The organism is Cyclobacterium sp., from assembly GCF_014762705.1.
GTDB lineage: Bacteria > Bacteroidota > Bacteroidia > Cytophagales > Cyclobacteriaceae > Cyclobacterium.
The window spans coordinates 1-19377 of record NZ_JABURL010000011.1 but is presented as its reverse complement, the minus strand read 5'-3'; the positions used below and the strand labels follow the sequence as shown (position 1 = coordinate 19377).

The following is a 19377-nucleotide window of genomic DNA, read 5'->3' as shown; positions in this document are numbered from 1 at the left end:
TTTTTAATTTATAACTAAACCAATATTTACTATGGAAATCACATTGCTCAAAAGAAAATTAATGTTGCCCCTGCTAATGGTAGTGGGCGTTTTATTTGCTGTAAGTTGTTCGGATGATGATCCTACACCTGATCCACCTGAAGAAGAGGATATCATCGATGTCGCTTCAGGTAATAATCAATTCTCCACCTTGGTGGCTGCCATTCAAAGAGCAGACCTGGTAGACGATTTGAGAGCTGCAGGTCCTTTCACAGTATTTGCTCCTACGAATCAAGCTTTTACAGATGCTGGTATTACAAATGTCAATGATGTACCTGTAGAAGACCTGAGAGATATTTTATTGTATCATGTGGTAAGCGGAAGGGTTTTATCTTCCCAGGTAAGTACCGGGGAAGTTCCTACTTTATTAGAAGGCCAAAGTTTAAATTTCATGGTTTCCGGTGGAACCATCACCATAAATGAGGATATTGAAGTGGTTACAGGTGATTTAAATGCTTCAAATGGGGTTATTCATGTAATAGATGGCATTTTGATGCCTGAAGAAGAAAGCAATACCATTGCCGATATTGTCATGGGAAATGAAGATTTCTCCACCTTGCTGGCAGCCGTTTTGGAGGCAGATCTTGATGCAGCCTTATTGGAACAAGGTCCATTTACGGTGTTTGCTCCAACCAATGCTGCTTTCGAAGCCTACTTGACTGCTAATGGTTTGACAGCAGAAGATTTACTTGCCTCTCCCGACCTGGCTTCTATCCTGACATATCATGTAGTAGAAGGAGAAGTTCCTGCCTCAGCTGTAGAAGCGGGAAGTGTTACTGCCCTTAATGAATCCCCATTTTATGTTAGCGTGGATCCTGACGACAACGTATGGATCAACGGTAATGCTCAGATCGTAGAAACGGATATTATGGCTGACAATGGTATTATTCATGTATTGGATTATGTGATTACACCTCCTACCCAATCCATTGCTGAAATAGCCGTAGGTTTTACAACTGCTGAAACACCTGAGTTCACACAATTAGTAGGTGCTTTAACCAGAGCAAATCTTGTAGATGCAGTAAGTGGTGGTGTTGATGACAATTTAACGGTCTTCGCTCCTACAGATGCGGCATTCGAAGCATTGTATGATGCACTTGAAGTGGATGGGTACGAAGATATTCCTTTGGAGACTTTGACCGACGTACTTACCTATCACGTTGTACCAGCCAGAGCTTTTTCTCAGGATTTGAGAGAAGGTGCCATGTTGCCCACCTTACTTGAGGGTGAAGAATTGACCGTAAATCTGGCCGATCTTCAAATCAATGAATCAGGTCTTGTTCCTGAATTGCTGAATGTGCACGCAACAAACGGGGTGATCCATGTGATTGATGAGGTCTTAGTACCTTAAAATTTTATATTGGGTTTTTTAAGAAAAAGCAGGTTCTTTCGGGGACCTGTTTTTTTTTGCCTGTGAATTGAAATTCAAGGTGTTATTTTTTCCTATTCAGGTTTTTATTTTTATTCTATCCTAATTTTTCAGCTGTATAGGAGCTGAGTTAATTATTATTTTTCTTTAAGTGGGATCTTAAATTCGTTTTCGTTACAGCTTGTCCCGTACTGGGGAAGGGTGAATTTGTAAGAAAATCAGGTAGTTTGGAGACTGAGGCGTAGTACCACTATGGTGAAGCTGGAACCTGCAACAAATTGGCTGATTTTGTCCCTAGACCCAGGGATCTGGCTGCAATAGAATTTATAATGCATATTTCGGGTTTAATCCCCAAACTTCGGTTCCAAAAAGAAAGTAATAATTATCTTTACGCTCGCTTTGGGGATTTTTTAAATCCAACCATCTGGTCCTATTTGATTAAATTGTGGGCGAGGAGGCGAAGCTGTGCAAAAACGATAAAATCACCGGTATGATTTCAAGTAGACTTTTGAACCTGAATTTATTTATCATAATAGGAATGCTTGCATTGCTTCCCTTCGGCTTGGGAGCACAGTCCTTGGGGGATATTTCCTCCATCAAAGTCGATGATTTATCGGACCAGCAAATTCAGGTTTTAATGAACAGGGCCACAGAAGCAGGCCTGTCAGAAGCAGAATTACTCCAAATGGCCCAACTCAGGGGGGTGCCGGCTTCAGAAATTGACAAGTTAAAAGAACGTATGGAAGGAATGGTGCTTGGTCTGCAAGGAGGACAAAAATCGGCTGCAGCATCAAGCAAAAGAAGCCCCAGAAGACAAATGGGGTTTAACGAAATTACTCAGGGGATCATCCCGCAAAATAGTGAATTGGATGCGGCTGGATCAGAAACAGAACCCATTTTTGGCTTGGATATTTTTTACAATAAGGAAAGAAGGCTCACATTCGAACCCAATTTGAACATGGCCACTCCCCGAAATTATATTTTGGGTCCGGGAGATGAATTGTATGTGGACGTTTATGGCCAATCAGAGCAATTTTATAAGGCATCAGTGACTCCTGAAGGCCAGGTAATTTTAGAAAATATAGGACCGATTAATGTATCGGGCCTTTCTCTTGATGAAGCGACGGCTGTCATCAAGAACAGACTGTCAGTTTTTTATACCGGATTAAGAGGTAGCAATCCCAATACTTTTTTACAAGTTAATTTGGGAAATGTAAGGACCATCAAAGTGAATATGGTAGGAGAGGTACGGTTACCTGGTACTTTTACCCTCAGTGCCTTCAGTACTGTTTTCAATGCCTTGTATGCTGCTGGGGGGCCAAATAGAAACGGAACATTAAGAGAAATAAAATTGATCCGTCAGAATAAGGAAATTGCGGAAATTGATATATACGATTTCCTAATCAATGGAGATCCCAGCTTAAATGTACCTCTTCAGGATCAGGACGTAATATTGGTTCAGCCCTATTTGGAGCGGGTTAAGGTAGAAGGAGCCGTCAAACGTCCTAAAATTTTTGAGATTAAACCGGGTGAAACTTTTGCCGATATTCTCACCTATGCCGGAGGATTTACAGATAATGCTTACCGGGAGAGGGTAAACGTAACCCGGCTCACCGATAAGGAGAAGGCGGTTTCAGATATTTTTAATGAACAGTTTTCTCTGTTTTTGGCAAAAGGCGGGGACTTGTATAAAGTGGGTGAAGTCCTGGACAGGTATACCAACAGGGTGCAGGTAAAGGGATCTGTTTACAGACCAGGCAGTTATGCATACGGTGAAGGGTTAACCCTTACAGGATTGATCAAGAAAGCAGAGGGCCTTAGCGGAGAAGCCTACAGGAAACGAATAAATATCGTAAGAACCAATGAAGACCTGACCACCAGCATGCTACAGGTCGATCTGAATGCCATTGAGGCCGGACTTTCTCCGGATATTCCCCTCAGGAAGGAGGATGTGATTCATGTCCCATCCATTTATCAATTGAGTGAGGAGGTTTATGTTAAGGTATCCGGGGAAGTATTGTATCCCGGAACGTATCCTTTTTCCCGGGAAATGACATCGGAGGATCTTATTTTAATGGCTGGCGGACTAAAAGAGGCCGCATCAGTCGGAAATATTGAAATCGCCAGAAGGACTGCTGACCAGGATGGAAAAGAATTTTCCCAGATTATTCCTGTGCCCGTCAGACAGGATCTTGCACTTTCAGAAAATCCCATAGGGTTAATGCCTTTTGACCACTTAACCGTCAGGCGGAAAACCAATTTCAGCCTGGAAAGGATGGCCAGTATTGAAGGCCAGGTAAATGCTCCGGGGACCTTTGCCATCAAAGATGCTGAGGAGCGCATTTCGGACCTGATTGAAAGGGCCGGGGGATTAACAGCTTTTGCCTACCCCAAAGGTGCTACGCTTATTCGACGCACTGAATTTTACCAGACAGCATCAGAAAACATAAGAAAGGAAAGAAACTTGCTGAATCTTCTGGAAAGATTGAACCGGGGAAATGAGGAACCTACAGAATCACAAAAACAAATGATCGAAAGGATCAATGCCTACCTTTTTGGAGATAAGGATTCCACCCAAAATGAAATGGAAGAAAGTGTCATCAATGCAAGAAGGACCTTGTTAAATGAAATATCAGCATCCCGGGAAGAAATAGATCCCATCAAAATAAAGGAAACTGAAGCCATCGCCATAGACCTGGAAGAAATTATAAGGAATCCCGATTCAAAATTCGATCTCATCCTGGAAGAGGGGGATATTTTAAGTGTTCCGAGACAACTACAGACCGTCCGTTTAAGGGGGGATGTGATTTATCCCACCACTGTCCGGCACGAAGATTTTCGCGGCTTGCCTTATTATATCGACAGGGCAGGGGGCTTTGACAGTCGGGCCAAAAGGAAAAGGACCTACGTGGTCTATGCCAATGGAGAAGTTTCCAGGACAAAAAACTACTTGTTTTTTAACATTTATCCCTCTGTGGAACCGGGATCCGAAATCATTGTTCCTACTAAAGGCCCCAGGATTCCCATACGGCCCGGCGATTTGGTAGGCCTGACGACAGGCCTGGCCACCATAGCATTGGTCATCACTCAGATCCTAAACAGCAATTGATGATGCAGGAGAACCCCCATATTTTGGATGATAAAATTACCTTCAGGGAGCTTGTGATCAGGCTACGTCAATGGTTGATGGTTTTTATCCGCCATTACAGAACCTTCCTTGTTTTTATTTTGATTGGTATAGTGCTGGGCTTGCTGGTTGCCCTGGTAAAAAAGCCAGTTTATCATGCCGATACCACTTTTGTACTGGAACAGTCAGATATGGCTGGATTGGGAAATATTTCGGGAATTGCCTCTATGCTGGGCTTAAACCTTGGTTCAATTGGCTCCGAAAGTGGGCTCTTTAAAGGGGATAATATTATGGAACTGTACCGCTCTGACGCCATGTTGTCCAATACCCTGCTGGCAGCCTTTGACACCAGCGCAGGAGGGCAGTTGCTGGTGGAAAGGTTCATTACGTTCCATGAACTGGATGAAAAATGGGAAGATGAGGTGGATTTTGATGCCCTTGACTTTTCTCTGAACAGAGAGAATTTTTCCATTCAGCAGGATAGTGTACTGAGAGAAGTGGTGAAATTGATCCGAAAGGAAAACCTGATGGTGGATAAACCGGACCGCAAGCTGAATATCATCAAAGTTACCATTGCCTCAAAGGACCAGCCTTTTGCAAAGGTTTTTAATGAAAACCTGGTGGAAACAGTGAATGATTTTTACCTGAGAACGAAGACAAAAAAGACTGCGGAAAATTTACGGGTACTTCAAAACCAGGCTGACAGTGTCAGAACTGTTCTTGATGGCAAGCTTAAGGAACTGGCCCGGTTTCAGGATAATGTGCCCAATCCAAACCCCCTGCTTCAGGAAGGAATGGTTGCCTCAAAGCAACTGCAAATTGACATACAGGCTGCTGCGGCAGTATATGAGGAGGTAGTGAAAAATCTGGAAATAGCAAAAATCAACCACCGAAATAATATGCCTTTGATCCAGATCATAGACAAGCCTCGTTATCCCCTTGAGCGGTCAGAAATTAAATTACTGACAGGTATAGTTCTGGGAGCGATATTCTTTTTTATTTTGGCTTTAGTCTGGGTTTATTTAAAAACGATGTATTTCAGGCATTTGAAGCAATAAGGTTGCCTTTTTTTTATGCTTGAAAGAATCAAACAGCTTTCTTTTCTTTCTTTTATCAGACACAAGTCTGTCAGGAACTTCTTTTTTCTTTTCCTGATCCAGTCTTCCAATATCCTGGTTTCCTTGCTGGCCATGCCCCTGCTGATCCGCGCCATAGGTGTGGCTGAATTTGGTTTGGTAAATCTCTCCTTTTCTGTAATCTTACTTTTCAATGTGATGGTAAGTTATGGCTATAACCTAAGCGGTCCCAGAGACATTGCTTTGAGCGGGGGGAGTGTTTCGGTTATGGGTGAGCGTTTTTCCGAAATTCTTTGGAGTAAACTGACCCTTGCCCTGTTTGCTTTCTTGATGATTGCAGTCCTGGGCTTTTTTTTCGGCTTTTTTGAGGACTATTGGGTGATACTGTGCTGGTCTACAATTTTATTGTTTGGTGAGGCCACTACCCTGGTCTGGTTCTTTCAGGGAAGAGAAAGCCTTCATTGGGTTTCTATCACCAATATTTTCAGCAAATTAGTTTACCTGTTGTTATTGACAGCTTTAATCAAAGAGCCATCAGATAGTTTTTTGGCCAATTTCTTATTGGGATCAACGGCTTTAATAGCTAATCTGGGTTTAATGGTTTATATCTGTTTTGGAATGAACATTCAGATTTCATGGCCAAAATTCTCCCATATTTGGAATTCATGGAAGAAAAACATCCAACTGTTTTTTTCAGCTTTGACAGCTCATGTTGCCGTAAATGGTGGCGTGATCATTTTGAGTTTTTTTGCATCCGCTCAGATTTTGGGGCTATATGGGATGGCCGAACGGATAGGTATGGTTTTGCGGATAGCACCTGCCCTGATTACCCAGTCAGCTTATCCCAGGGCAAGCGTGCTTTTTGCCAATGAGCCTGAAAAATTTTATCCCTTCCTGAAAAAAGTCCAGTGGTCATCATTGTTGCTCAATCTGCTTATCAGCCTGACGGTATTTTATCTGGCACCCTTTATCATTAAGGTGATGGCCGGAAATGTGTTGGAGGAATCGGTTTTGTTTCTTAAGATTTTGGCTTTTTTACCTTTCCTGGCTGCCTTGAATATTGGCAACATGTTGGTTATTCTGGCAATGGACCAAAAGGTAATTCTTTTGCATGCTACATGGGTTTTTTGCTTGTACATGTTGGTAGCGGCCATTTTTCTCGCAAAGGTATTTGGAGGAACCGGTCTTGCATTGGCACTACTTTCCACTGAATTGGTAGCCTATATCAGCACTTCCCTTTTGCTTTACAAACATCAGCCTCAAGCAATAATTGAATTTTACAATGTCCTTTTCGGCCGCCATCATCATACTTAATTGGAATGGCTGGGTATATACCCGGGCTTGTCTTCAATCTCTTCAGGAAGCTGGTTTTCCTATGGAAGATGTGATCCTTGTGGATAATGGATCTGAAGATGGCTCTCCCAAGTCCATAGCTGAATATTTTCCTACTGTTCAGCTGCTGCAAAATCAACAAAACCTGGGTTTTACCGGAGGGAATAACGCAGGCATGCGTTTGGCAGTTCACCAAGGGTATCGCTATATCATGTTGCTAAACAACGATACAGAAATAGAGCCCGGCTTTTGGGAACCCCTGCTGGAGGAAATGGAAGCCAGCAGTCAGACCGCCGCCATTCAACCCTTGATTTATTTCCTGAATGACAAGAATGTACTTTGGAATGCGGGTGGCAGGTATCATTCCTGGATTGGTTTTTCCCAGACAAAACTAAAACCAATAGGAAATACTCCCTATCTCACCGATTGGATTACTGGTTGCGCCATTTTGGTAAGGTCTTCCGTCTTGGAGGAAATAGGTCTTTTGGATGAAAGGTATTTTGCTTATTTCGAAGATGTGGACTGGTCGCTTCGGATGAGTAAAGCCGGATATTTGCTTAAAGTCCATCCAGGGTCAATCATTTATCATGAAGCTGGAGCGGCGTCCAAAAGCAAAAATAAAGGAAAAGAAGGCTTTTTGAGTCCCAAAGTTCATTTTCTAAATGTAAGGAACCAGATTTTCCAGTTGCGGAAATATTGCAGGCATCCCATAACCTGGTTGTCCTGGCCGGTACATTTCCTGATATTTGGTTTGATGCTGGTCCATTTTACAGTAAAAAACCGCAAATTGAAACGCAAAGCGATTTTGGATGGGCTTATGGCAGGAATGAATACCTCATTGAAGAAGGAAGTATGATGGCCTATATTTTATTCTTATTGGTGGTGGTGTATGTCTCGATCTTACTTTATGTGACGATCAAGAAAGTAGTGTTTGAGGGAAAGTGGGAATTTATCATTTTCTTCATGATTCTTTTTCTGCCTTTTTATATTTCCATTTTGAGCATAGTCTATCAGGCTACCGGTTCGGAAGTTGTGGTAGCCTTGTTCCAATATGTTAAAGAGTTGCTCCTTTTGATGGCATTGCTGGGCTTTTTGTTTTACCAAAATGATTTCTGGTTATACCCTTTCAGGCTAAATACAGTAGATAAACTGTTTATGGCTTTTTTTGGCTTGGCCACCATTTATTTGTTTTTACCCCTGGGCGAGGCCACTTTTTTGAATAAACTGCTTTATCTTAAGAATACGCTGCTCATAGGAGCTTTTTATTTTCTGGGTAGAAACACCCGGTTTGATTCCCGAAAAATCGACCTGGTATTTAAATGCATTATGGTGATAGCTATTGCCGCTTTTTGCCTGAATGTGGTGGAAAAAGTCATAGGTATCCATTTTCAAAACCTGACAGGATATGCGCTTTTCAATTTTGCCATTAATGGCATTGCGCCTTCTGGTAATTACGGCTTGTCCTGGACTTTTGAAACCCAAACTACTGGAATGCGTCTGGCTTCTTTTTTCTCAGATCCCCTGGAGATGGCCAGTTCAAGTTTGCTGGCTTTTGCCACAGGATTGATCTGGTACCTCAGCAGGAATAGAACAGAGAGCTGGTTTTATTTACTGGTTATGGCTGCTGCATTGGGAAGTCTGTTTTTTTCCGCTTCCCGGGCCGCTTTCGGTGCCTTCTTTGTGATGTTGTTTTTCGTTGCCCTGGTATTCAGGTTGTACCGCCTATTGGCCCTGGGTGCTACAATGTTGTTCCTTTTCTTTATTTATGTACTGTATTTTGCTTCCGAGGATTTTTACTACTTCGTTTATGATACCATCACCTTTCAAAATGCTTCCAGTGTAGGTCACTTGGTGGAGTGGTTTTTGGCCCTGGATGCCATGATAGCCAACCCTGAAGGTCTGGGTTTGGCCATGAGCGGCAATACGGGAAGCGTGGAGGATGAAGTCCGGGTAGGCGGGGAAAACCAATTTTTAATCTACGGGGTGCAGTTGGGCGTTTTGGGAATGATGCTGTATATCCTTGTTTTGGGCATTGGGATTTATAAAAGCCTGCTTGTTTTCAGGCACAGCAGGGATAGCAGTGTAGCCAGAGTAGCTTTTGTGGCAGCTACTACTAAATTTGGTCTTTTGTTGCCATTGTTTACGGCAAATGCCGAGTTGTATGCCTACGTTTCCCTTACCACCTGGTGGATGATGGGATACACCCTTACCGCCTATAACGGGCTTTTTAGCACCAAAGGAAGTCAGACGGTACAATTAAGCAGCTGATGAAGGAGAAAAGAAAAATCATTCTGGTGGATATTTTTTTTCTTCACCTGGCCCAGACCGGTATCAAGACTTATATCGAAAGTTTGCTCGATCAGATTGAATCTTACCGGGGGGGAACCTTTCAGTTTATCGTTTATCCTTCCCCCGGAAAATTAGGGAATCAGTCATTTTTTAAAGGCAAAACTGCAAGGTGGAAAAACTGGCTGTTTCAACTCAGGTATTTTTCACATAAATTGATCATTTTGCCAGTATTGAGTTATTGGTTTAAATCAGATTTGGTTTTCTCTCCTGATTTTCTTTCACCAATAGGAAGCAGGGGTGAACGGGTTTCTGTGATCCATGATGCTTTTTTTTGGGAGAGTCCGGAGCATTACCATCCTCTATGGAGAAAGATTTACTTGTATCTACTGACCAAAAGTATTAAACGTGGCACCCATATCCTTACGGTAAGCCATTTTGCAAAAAACCAAATCGCACAATATTTGAAAAGTCCGCATCCGATTACGGCCATTACTACAGGTTTGGACATACCTGACCGGAAAAAAGAAAACTATGGGGCTTCTCCTCAGACAAAGCCCTATTTTTTGCATGTAGGGGTAATGGAAAAAAGGAAAAATCTCAACACATTGATCAAAGCTTTTGCACTCTTTTCAGAGCAGGCGGATAAAGATTACCAGCTGGTGTTGGTTGGGGAAAGGGCTCCAAGGGCTACTTTGGATGCGTTCGATGAGATGATGAAACAAATAAAAGAGTTGGGGCTGGAGAAAAAGGTGATTTTACCCGGGTATGTGTCGCAGGATACCTTGTCAAAATACTACCAAAATGCTTTGGCTTATGTTTTTCCATCCCGGAATGAAGGCTTTGGTCTTCCTGTTTTGGAAGCCTTTGCTTATGGTCTTCCGGTAGTCATAGGGCCTCAGGGTGCCCTGCAGGAAATCGGTGGTCCGGCGGTTTGTTGCAGCAATTCCTTTCTTCCGGAAGATTTTGCAAAAGCCATGAAGCTCCTGGCCGGAGATGAGAAATTAAGGGAGAAGCTTGCTGCATTGGGTGCACAAAGACTGGAGCAATTTTCCGGGGAAAAGTTTTTTCTATCTTTGCAGGAATATTTCAAAAGGATACTTCATGGGTAATTTTGCCGGAAAAGTTATTTCCAGAATATCCGGAATGGATTTATCGGATCGTTTCGGGCCGGGCTGGGACAGTATATCGGTTTTGGCCGTTTTGTGCAGGATGGGAATTTGGTGGGTACGGGGGTTGTGGTTGAGGTGGCAAATGAAATCTGCCAGAGGACTTCTTTTGATTGGAAAGGGAGTCAGCATTCGTCAGGCCCGTTATTTTACGGTGGGCAAAAATTTTGTCGCCCAGGATCATTGTGAAATCAACTGTTTGTCCCAAAAGGGGATCGTTTTTGGCGATAAGGTTACGGTGGGTTCATACGCGATTATTCGCCCCACCAACCTGTATGGTGGAGAACCAGGCCTGGGGTTAAAGGTGGGGGACCATTCCAGCATCGGGCCTTATGCCTACATCGGCTGTTCGGGATACATAGAAATAGGAAACAATGTCATGATGTCGCCCAGAGTAAGTATTTATTCGGAGAACCATGTTTTTAATGATACCGGCAGGCCCATGATTGAGCAGGGTGTTGACCGTTCTTTTGTCATTATTGAAGACGATTGCTGGATTGCCTCCCATGCCGTTATCCTTGCAGGTGTAACCATAGGCAAGGGATCCGTGGTGGCGGCAGGCAGCATTGTGACAAGGGATGTGCCTCCTTATAGTGTGGTAGCTGGAAATCCCGCCAAGGTAATTAAATCAAGGTAATGTCGGAATCAATTAGCAATTGGAAGAAATGGGGAGAAAAAGACCCCTACTATGGCGTGCTTTCAGATGAAAAATACCGGATGGAACGCCTTTCGGAAGAGCGACTGAAGGAGTTTTTTGAAACGGGTGAAGTATATGTAGCAGAAAGCCGAAAACGAATCAGTGAATGGATGGGAGTAGATATTGCACAGGGCAATATCCTGGATTTTGGATGCGGGGTGGGAAGATTGGCCATACCCTTTGCAAAATTGACCCGACAAGAGGTTTGGGGTCTGGATATTTCCGAAGACATCATAGCAAGGGCCAATGCCCACAAGGATTCCATGGGATTGCACAACCTGAATTTCAAAAGCTATAATGGAAAGGACCTCGAAGGAATCCCAGCTTTTGATTTTGTTAACGCTTATATCGTGTTCCAGCATATAGAATTCCGGAAAGGGATGGGGTTATTGCGTCAATTATTGGAAATCACCAGGGAGAATGGGATTGTGCAGGTGCAGGTGACTTTTGGCCACCGCCTGCCCTGGAAGACATACACAAATTTTTTCCTGCGTACCAAATTCCGACCCTACAATTTTATTTATTCCAGTTTGAAACACCGCAGGTTATGTTCCGAGCCGGTCATGCAGATGAACCATTATTCCCCTCAAAAATTATTCGAATTGTTTTCCTGTTATTCAAAGCAGGTACATATTGAGTTTACTGATCATGGCGGACATCTGGGAGCAATTTATGCCCTAAAAAAATCTGGAAGAGATTGAATCTGCGTATATGAGCAAGCAAATGAAAAATAGAAAGGTGTTGATGCTGCATGGATCTTCTGATGTATATGGTGCCAGTAAAATATTTTTATTGACAGCGTCCATTTTACAGCAAAATGGCATTGAGGTGATTGTAGTGCTTTCAGAAGAAGGGCCTTTGTCCGGGCAATTGCAGGAATTGGGGATTAGGGTTGAATTCATTCGGCTTGGAGTAATCAGAAGAAAGTATTTTAATGCCAGGGGCTTATTAAACCGGTCAAAAGTAATGTTTAAAGCATACAGCGCACTTGCAGCCCTGGCTGATGCCAATGGTATTACCCATGTTTATTCGAATACAGCAGCAGTCTGGGTGGGGGCTTTGTTGGCTAAAAAGAAAAAATATACCCATATATGGCACCTTCATGAAATCATTGGCAAACCAGCCTGGTTTGCTTCCATGATAGGTAAAATGGTTGAAAACGGATCAGATAAGGTGATTGTGGTCTCTCAGGCTGTTAAAGTCCACTGGGAGAAGTACATATCTGGTAATAAACTGCATTTGGTGTATAATGGGATAGATTATAATCCTTATCTTTACGAGACAAAGGATTTAAGGGAAGTGTTGGGCATTCCGAAAGACGCATGTGTCATAGGCATGATAGGTAGGGTGAACAGCTGGAAAGGTCAGGAATACTTTTTGGAGATTTCAGAAGAATTAAACAAAAAGTTTTTAGATTTACATTTTCTTTTGGTTGGAGATGCATTCCCAGGTGAAGAGTGCTTGTTTGACGGGTTAGAACAAAAGATTTTGGAAAAGACATTTAAAGATAAAATTTATAATTTAGGTTTTAGGAAAAACATTTCCCAGGTGTTGGCTACCATTGATATTTTTATTCTTCCCTCGACTTTACCGGATCCTTTTCCTACCGTTGTTTTGGAAGCAATGGCTGCTGCTAAACCTGTGTTTGCCACTGCCCATGGAGGGGCGCTGGAAATGATTGAGGAAGGAAAATCTGGCTATCTCATACCCTGGGATAATGCTTCAGCCGCTGCCAGGAAAGTGGGAAAGTTGGTAAATAATATAAACCAAATTGAAAATATAGGGTTAAATGCCAGAAGGAGTGTTTTAGAAAACTTTTCATTACCGGCTTATGGTAAGAAAATAACAAAAATTTTTTCTTGATAAGTAAATAAATACAGTATGTCAAAAAACAGTAAGCCTTTGCATGTGGCGATTGTAGGTACAAGGGGATATCCCTACGTTTACGGAGGGTATGAGACATTTGTGAAAGAAATGGGAGAGCGACTTGTACAAAGGGGCATTGAAGTTACCGTCTATTGTCATGCGCCATTGTTTGAGCAAAAACCCAAACGGGTCAATGGCATTAATCTGGTCTATGTCCCCTGTGTGGAGACCAAATCATTGAGCCAGTTGACCAATTCACTGCTCTCCATGATTCACGTATGTTTTTCCAAAGTGGACGTAGTATTTGTAGTAAACAGTGCCAACGGACCATTTGGAATTCTCACCAAAATCTTTGGAAAACCATCTGCCATCAATGTAGATGGACTGGAGTGGTTGCGCCCCAAATGGAAAGGTTTAGGGGCCAGGTATTATCTCTTTGCTTCCAGGCTGGCAACCAAACTTTACGATCAGCTGATCACGGATTCGGATGAGATGGAAAAAATCTACCTGGAAAAATTCAATGCTCCTTCTAAGATGATTGCCTATGGAGCTAATCCCAACGTCTCCTCAGACAGCAGTTTGATAGAAACCTGGAACCTGCAAAAAGAATCTTATTTTTTAATTGTTGGGCGTTTGATTCCTGACAACAACGCGGATTTGATTGTGGATGGCTTTGTAAGGTCCAATTCCAAGCGGAAACTCGTCATTGTGGGCGATGTGCCTTACCATGACAGGTTTGCCCAAAAAATGAAAAGCATTCAGGACAAGCGTCTGGTTTTCACTGGTTATGTAAGAGACCAGGAACAACTGGCAGCCTTGTACCATAATTGTTATGCCTACTTTCACGGGCACGAATATGGAGGCACCAATCCTGCCATGTTAAAGGCCCTGGGATTTGGCTGTGCCATTCTGGCCATGGACACCAGGTTCAATAAGGAAATGCTGCAAAAAGGCAAATATGGCTGGTATTTCGATAAAGAAGCCTCTGCCGTTGTAAAAATTATTGATAAAGCGGAGAAATCACCCGATGAAATGGAATACCTCAGGACTCATTCCAGAGAAGGCCTGACACAAAAGTATAATTGGGATGCGGTTACAGACCAATATGAGAATTTATTCAAATCGCTTTGTAAACGGAAAATCAAAGAAAGTTTGGTAGAAATCAATTATTGAAACAAGACCCGGCTAAGCCGGGTTTTTTTTTGCTCCAAGAGTATGGAATACGAAGGACTTGTTCATCCCAAAGACTTTCTCAAAATAAATATGCGATTGGGGAAATAAACCTTTCATTTCCCTTAAAGATAGCAGTCTGATTTCATTTAAATAGGCTTTTGCAAACTCCGGTTCCCACTTTTGCATCCGGCTTAGCTTGGTTTTGGTTAAAACCAAAAAAGCTATTGAGCTGGGGAAAAATTGAAATAATGGCAGGGCATAGTGTGGTTCCAGAAAGAAATATTTATTGGGGGTTTGCACAAAATGGTTTTTGCCCACCCGGAGGATCTCGCGGGCCATTTTTTCCTGGTTTTCGTAAGTATGCAAGTGTTCTATCACTGAATTTGAAAATACCAGGTCAAAGGAATTGTCTTTGAATTGGGATAAATCAGTGGCATTTCCGGAAAGACTGCTTACATTTTTTAGACTGGTTTTTTCTTTTTCAAGGTTTAATAGCGTAATGCTGACCCGTTCTGGCAGGATAAAATTATGGTTGGTCCAGAAATTTTCCGTTCCTCCAACGTCCAGAATTTTTATTTTTTCCTGACCTTCAAAGGTTTCCAAAAATTTCTCCTCAAAAAATCTAAACCGACGCAATCGGAATTTACCTCCAATGGATCGGGGTTCATCAGAGGGTGCAAAAAGTGTCTTTATTTTTTTTTTCATTTCAATGAATTAGGCTCTAAAAATAACTAACCGGTTTGTATTCCTACTGTCATTTTCAAGCATTTTTTCACGGATGTATGGCTGAATGGCCATAAATTTATAATTTTGGGGCAAAGTTGATTACTTTGACCCGAATATCAAAAATTTGAAAGCATATTATTCCAAAATTAAGGATTCCAATGCGGATAGCTTATCCCACACACACCAAACCTAAAAATAGCAGCTTGTTTGCTGTCGTTATATTTTTTTGATACATGGCAAAACGTTTTTATAGGTATTTCCCCTGGCTGTTCGTCCTTATGGAACTCATCGTATTGTTTGGGGGGCTTGCAATTTTATTGATTTTTTCAGGCTACAATCCAAAGAATACGCCTGGTTTGATTATAGAATCCGCTTTGTTGGGAATAATCTGGGTATTGCTGGTGCTTCTCAGGAAGGATTATAAACTTGCCCGTACGGCTGTGTATGCGGATACGCTGAAGCAATTTTCGAATTCTTTTTTATGGGCGATATTGATATTCTTTTTGATCAGAGAGCAAGTTATTGCGCCTTCTGACCAAAAAATCAGTTTTTATATTTACGTATCGGCCCTTTCGTTTTTGGCATTTTTCAGAATCGCCGTACATATTTCCCTGAGGCGGTACCGGATGAGCGGTAGGAATTACAGAAAGGCAGTTATTGTTGGTAAGGATGATTGGAGTACCAGGTTGGCCCATACTTTGATGGCCAGAAAAGCACTGGGTATCAATTTTTTGGGTTTTTACGAAAACAGTCGAAAAGGAGAAGATGTACTGGGTGATATAGACTCTTTTTTCAGGGAGGCACGGCAAGGAGCCATTGATTTGGTTTACCTGGGGCAGGATATTTCAGCTGGTTTGTTAAGAAAAATTGTGGATCATGCAGACGAAAACCACATCAAGGTAAAGATCATTCCCGGATCCCAACTGCAATGGAACAAAGCCCTGAGCTTTAGCAGGTACGGGAGTTTTATAGTTGTAAACCTTAATGAAATCCCATTGGATAGATGGGGAAACAGACTCTTCAAACGTGTCTTTGATGTTTGTTTTGCTTTATTGGTCTTGGTTTTTTTATTGAGTTGGCTTACCCCTTTGCTGGCCTTGTTAATTAAGCTGGAGACGAATGGACCCGTTTTCTTTTTTCAACAAAGGACAGGTGTTAATAATAAAGTGTTTGATTGCATTAAATTCCGAACCATGTTGGATAATCCCTGGGCTGATACCCATCAGGCGGTTAAAGATGATCCCAGGGTGACCAAGACGGGTGCTTTTTTACGCAGGTTTTCATTGGATGAACTGCCCCAGTTTATCAATGTGCTAAAAGGGGAAATGTCTGTTGTCGGTCCCAGGCCTCATACTGTCCCGATGAATCAGGTTTTTAAGAAACAAATCCATAAATACGATAACCGGCACCGTATCAAACCGGGGATTACCGGTCTGGCACAGGTATTGGGCTACCGTGGGGAGATTTCCCATCACTGGCAAATCCGATCCAGGGTCAGGTTAGACTATTTTTATATCAGAAACTGGTCCATTTTTCTGGACCTGACTATTGTGTTCAAAACCATGGGTGAATTGATTGCCCGCAGAGATGAGGTGTATTAATGGGGCGTTTTAAATGTTTGGTTTGTTACCAGGAAAGCCATGGGCAGGTTTATCAGGTAAAGGAAATGATGTTTGGTATGAAGGATCAATTTCCCTATGTCCAATGTAGCCATTGCGGGACCATTCAGCAGCTTGACCCTCCCGAAGACATGGCTTCCTATTATCCAAAGGCTTATTATTCTTTCTCCGGCTTGTCCTACTCGAGTTTGCAGGTACGTTTGATGAAGCAATTCAGATTTTGGCTCTACCTGAAATCAGGACTGTCTTTTCTCAAACCCATTTATGGCAGCTGGCTGGAAAGGCTTGATGCGGGTAAAAAGGATACCATTGCGGATATTGGCTGCGGAAACGGGCAGTTGCTATATGAACTTTATGCCTCAGGATACCGTCGTTTGTCAGGGTTTGATCCATTTATTAAAGATTCGGTCCAGGTCAGCAGGTCTTTGCATATCTATAAAAAAAATCTCTTTGATATCGGGAGTACCTTTGATGTGATCATGCTGCACCATGCTTTTGAACACATGAAAGATCCGGATGCCGCTTTTGGGAAAATAGCCGGCTTAATGAACCCTTCCGGGAGGCTTTTGATCCGGGTGCCTGTTGCAGATGGTGAAGCCTGGTCGGTTTTTAGGGAAAACTGGGTACAACTTGATGCACCCAGGCATTATTTTATTCCCAGCCTGGCCGCCATGAAAATATTGGCAGAACGCCATGGATTGGAACTTTTTCATATTGACTTTGATAGTACTGCTTTTCAGTTTTGGGGGAGTAAAAAATACCAGGAGGGGCAAACCCTCCATGGCAAAAATGATCTTGATTCATCTGCTGCAGTTGATGCCTGGGAGCTGGAAAGCAAGGCAAAATCGCTCAATGCCCAATCCAGGGGTGATCAGGCGGCATTTTACTTTCGGAAAATTTAGGTTTTAGATCTTGAAAAGGGCTTCAAAGAAGCTCATGTTTTCTCCATCTTCTTTCATGACCAGCATGGGGACTTCATGGTTGCTGCTTACCAGTTTTTCGGCCACACTTCCCAGTAGAATCGCAGCTGATTTTGTCCTTCCCCTGCTACCAATGATCAAAAGATCCGTTTGATTTAATTTGGCCTGCTTCATGATATTGTCTGCCTCATCTTTCTTTTGTTTTAGAATGAAAGTACAGGGTATTTCTGGCAGGTTGTTTTGCCGGAGAAAATTGGAATAATCCGCCTTTGCATTTTCTAACATGATGGCAGTGAATTCCTCAAAGGATTTTCCAGTCTTGCTGTAGCCTTTAGGTACCTCATAAAGATGACAACATTGGATTTTTCCATTGGTTTTCTCTATAATTTCCCTTGCCAAAAGGATGCTTACCCTGGAGTGGTTGGAGAAATCAATGGGTAACAAAATGTTTTTTATTTCCAGGAGTTGCTCATTTTCAGGAAGTAAAAGTACAGGGTGCGGATATTTCTGGGCCAGATTATTAACCAGGGAATCCGACAAGGATTTAACTTTTTTTCTCCCCAGCACCAAAAGATCGATATCTTTTATTTTGCTCCATCGCAGCATGGTGTCCTGGGCGTTTCCTTCCTTTACAAGGATTTCATAGGGCACACTCAAAGCCTGATCTACCTTTTCTATTTCATGCCTGATTTCCGTTTTAATGGTTTCATCTATTGGCGCTATTAAATCAGGATAGGCTTGGGATACTTTTTCCGGTAAAATGAGGTTTTTGGAGACATGGACAAAATATATTTTTTCAATATCCAATATTCTGGATAGTGATTTTGTTTGGGCAATCAATACCTCATCCAAATGAGATAAGTCAAGTCCCACCATAACTTTTTTGAATTGATTCATGGATAATTCCCTTTTTCTGGTGCCTGATTATATTGTAAATGTGGATTAAAATGATGAATTTAACCTATTGACAGCGTCTTTTAAAGTTTTTTTTGAAAAACTATTTAGCAATCAAGCCTGCGTATCCATCCGAAATGGGGAGTTGCAGTTAATCAAAGAAGAAAATGCCTAAAACAATGGGGAAATATTTTATTGCTTTGGTTCCGCAGGAACCGGTAAGACAGGAAATCACCCGATTGAAATGGCTGTTAAAAGAGGAATTTGGGGTAAAATATGCACTGAAATCCCCTCCCCACATTACTTTAAAAATGCCCTTTTTATACAATGAGAATAAGGAAGCTATATTGGAGCGTAAACTGGAAGGTTTCTTTCAAGTAGAAAAAGGGTTTAGTTTGTCCCTTTCTGGTATAGGTAATTTTGGCAACAGGGTCGCTTTTCTCAGGGTAAAATACCCTCTGGAATTATTGGGCCTGCAGCAGCGCCTTATTTCCTATGGAAAAAGAAATCTGGGGCAGCATATTGAACTGAGCGATTTGAATTATACCCCCCACCTTACTCTTGCCTTTAAAGACATCAAAAAACACCAATTTGAGGAAGTACTTGAGTTTTTAAAATCGAAAGTTAGCAGGTACCATGTTGCAATAAATCAGGTGTCCTTATTAAAAAAAACAACATCTGATTGGGAAATAAAAAATAATTTTAATTTACTTAAATAACTTTTTTGAATTAATTGATGTCCTAAGGTTTTCATCCTTAACAGTATAGGCGGGTATGAACCATTTTTTAATAAAAAGTTATTTTTTTTCAAAATTATTATATTTTGATTTAATGCGCCTTACTCTAATTAAATTCTGTTTTATTCCGAAATCAATAATAATTCGGGTCTCCATTTTGTTATTTATATTTTGTGAAATATCAAAAAATAAAATAAAATATTGATATTTAGATGTAACATTTATATTTTCATTTGACTGATACAAAGTTTTTTTTAATTTAAAACAAATAAAGTTATATAAAATAGCTGAATAAAAATATAAACTAGTTTATTAAGTGAAAAATGAACATTCAATGAATATTATTC

At 41.7% G+C, this 19377-nt stretch carries 16 protein-coding genes; 14 read left to right on the top strand and 2 right to left on the bottom strand.

Annotation, left to right across the window (positions count from 1 at the left end; translation table 11 throughout):
* Positions 1-31: 31 nt before the first annotated feature.
* The 11 genes from HUJ21_RS00435 (at position 32) to HUJ21_RS00385 (ending at position 14134) form a co-directional block, all read left to right on the top strand.
* Positions 32-1390: a fasciclin domain-containing protein gene (locus HUJ21_RS00435; protein ID WP_291366343.1), complete on the top strand. Its 1359-nt coding sequence runs from the start codon at positions 32-34 to the stop codon at positions 1388-1390.
* Between the two features lie 508 nt (positions 1391-1898).
* The gene (locus HUJ21_RS00430) at positions 1899-4517 is read left to right on the top strand and encodes an SLBB domain-containing protein (protein WP_291366341.1); all 2619 of its coding nucleotides are present in this window, start codon (positions 1899-1901) and stop codon (positions 4515-4517) included.
* The gene (locus HUJ21_RS00425; protein ID WP_366483452.1) at positions 4517-5593 is read left to right on the top strand and encodes an exopolysaccharide biosynthesis protein; all 1077 of its coding nucleotides are present in this window, start codon (positions 4517-4519) and stop codon (positions 5591-5593) included. The genes HUJ21_RS00430 and HUJ21_RS00425 overlap by 1 nt, the downstream gene beginning before the upstream one ends.
* Positions 5594-5608: 15 nt before the next feature.
* Complete coding sequence (locus HUJ21_RS00420; RefSeq protein ID WP_291366339.1) at positions 5609-6925, top strand: oligosaccharide flippase family protein; 1317 nt, start codon at positions 5609-5611, stop codon at positions 6923-6925.
* Positions 6894-7799: a glycosyltransferase family 2 protein gene (locus HUJ21_RS00415; RefSeq protein WP_291366337.1), complete on the top strand. Its 906-nt coding sequence runs from the start codon at positions 6894-6896 to the stop codon at positions 7797-7799. Before HUJ21_RS00420 ends, HUJ21_RS00415 begins: the two co-directional genes overlap by 32 nt.
* The gene (locus HUJ21_RS00410) at positions 7796-9211 is read left to right on the top strand and encodes an O-antigen ligase domain-containing protein (protein WP_366483466.1); all 1416 of its coding nucleotides are present in this window, start codon (positions 7796-7798) and stop codon (positions 9209-9211) included. The genes HUJ21_RS00415 and HUJ21_RS00410 overlap by 4 nt, the downstream gene beginning before the upstream one ends.
* Complete coding sequence (locus tag HUJ21_RS00405; RefSeq protein ID WP_291366335.1) at positions 9211-10341, top strand: glycosyltransferase family 1 protein; 1131 nt, start codon at positions 9211-9213, stop codon at positions 10339-10341. The genes HUJ21_RS00410 and HUJ21_RS00405 overlap by 1 nt, the downstream gene beginning before the upstream one ends.
* Positions 10334-11035, top strand: coding sequence for an acyltransferase (locus HUJ21_RS00400; RefSeq protein WP_291366333.1), 702 nt, complete (start codon positions 10334-10336; stop codon positions 11033-11035). Before HUJ21_RS00405 ends, HUJ21_RS00400 begins: the two co-directional genes overlap by 8 nt.
* Entirely contained in the window at positions 11035-11796 is a 762-nt protein-coding gene (locus tag HUJ21_RS00395; protein ID WP_291366331.1) for a class I SAM-dependent methyltransferase, read from the top strand. Before HUJ21_RS00400 ends, HUJ21_RS00395 begins: the two co-directional genes overlap by 1 nt.
* 22 nt (positions 11797-11818) lie before the next feature.
* The gene (locus tag HUJ21_RS00390; protein ID WP_291366329.1) at positions 11819-12958 is read left to right on the top strand and encodes a glycosyltransferase family 4 protein; all 1140 of its coding nucleotides are present in this window, start codon (positions 11819-11821) and stop codon (positions 12956-12958) included.
* A gap of 18 nt (positions 12959-12976) precedes the next feature.
* Positions 12977-14134 carry a DUF1972 domain-containing protein gene (locus HUJ21_RS00385; RefSeq protein WP_166148851.1) on the top strand — a complete coding sequence of 386 codons (1158 nt, stop codon included), beginning with the start codon at positions 12977-12979 and terminating at the stop codon, positions 14132-14134.
* 12 nt (positions 14135-14146) lie between these two features.
* Here the strand turns inward: HUJ21_RS00385 and HUJ21_RS00380 are convergent, their stop codons facing one another.
* Positions 14147-14839 (bottom strand): methyltransferase domain-containing protein, encoded by a 693-nt coding sequence (locus tag HUJ21_RS00380; protein WP_291366325.1) that lies wholly within the window; start codon positions 14837-14839, stop codon positions 14147-14149.
* Positions 14840-15093: 254 nt separating this feature from the next.
* Between HUJ21_RS00380 and HUJ21_RS00375 the strand changes: the two genes are divergently transcribed.
* Both HUJ21_RS00375 and HUJ21_RS00370 read left to right on the top strand, forming a co-directional pair.
* On the top strand, positions 15094-16461 hold the full coding sequence (locus HUJ21_RS00375; RefSeq protein ID WP_291366323.1) for an exopolysaccharide biosynthesis polyprenyl glycosylphosphotransferase: 1368 nt from the start codon (positions 15094-15096) through the stop codon (positions 16459-16461).
* Entirely contained in the window at positions 16461-17381 is a 921-nt protein-coding gene (locus tag HUJ21_RS00370) for a class I SAM-dependent methyltransferase (RefSeq protein WP_291366321.1), read from the top strand. Before HUJ21_RS00375 ends, HUJ21_RS00370 begins: the two co-directional genes overlap by 1 nt.
* Before the next feature lie 3 nt (positions 17382-17384).
* Here HUJ21_RS00370 and HUJ21_RS00365 read toward each other — a convergent pair whose 3' ends face one another.
* Positions 17385-18296 (bottom strand): universal stress protein, encoded by a 912-nt coding sequence (locus HUJ21_RS00365; protein WP_291366319.1) that lies wholly within the window; start codon positions 18294-18296, stop codon positions 17385-17387.
* Positions 18297-18460: 164 nt separating this feature from the next.
* Here HUJ21_RS00365 and HUJ21_RS00360 point away from each other — a divergent pair, with 164 nt between their 5' ends.
* A complete protein-coding gene (locus HUJ21_RS00360; RefSeq protein WP_291366317.1) occupies positions 18461-19012 on the top strand; it encodes a 2'-5' RNA ligase family protein in 552 nt (183 codons plus the stop codon).
* Positions 19013-19377: the final 365 nt, after the last annotated feature.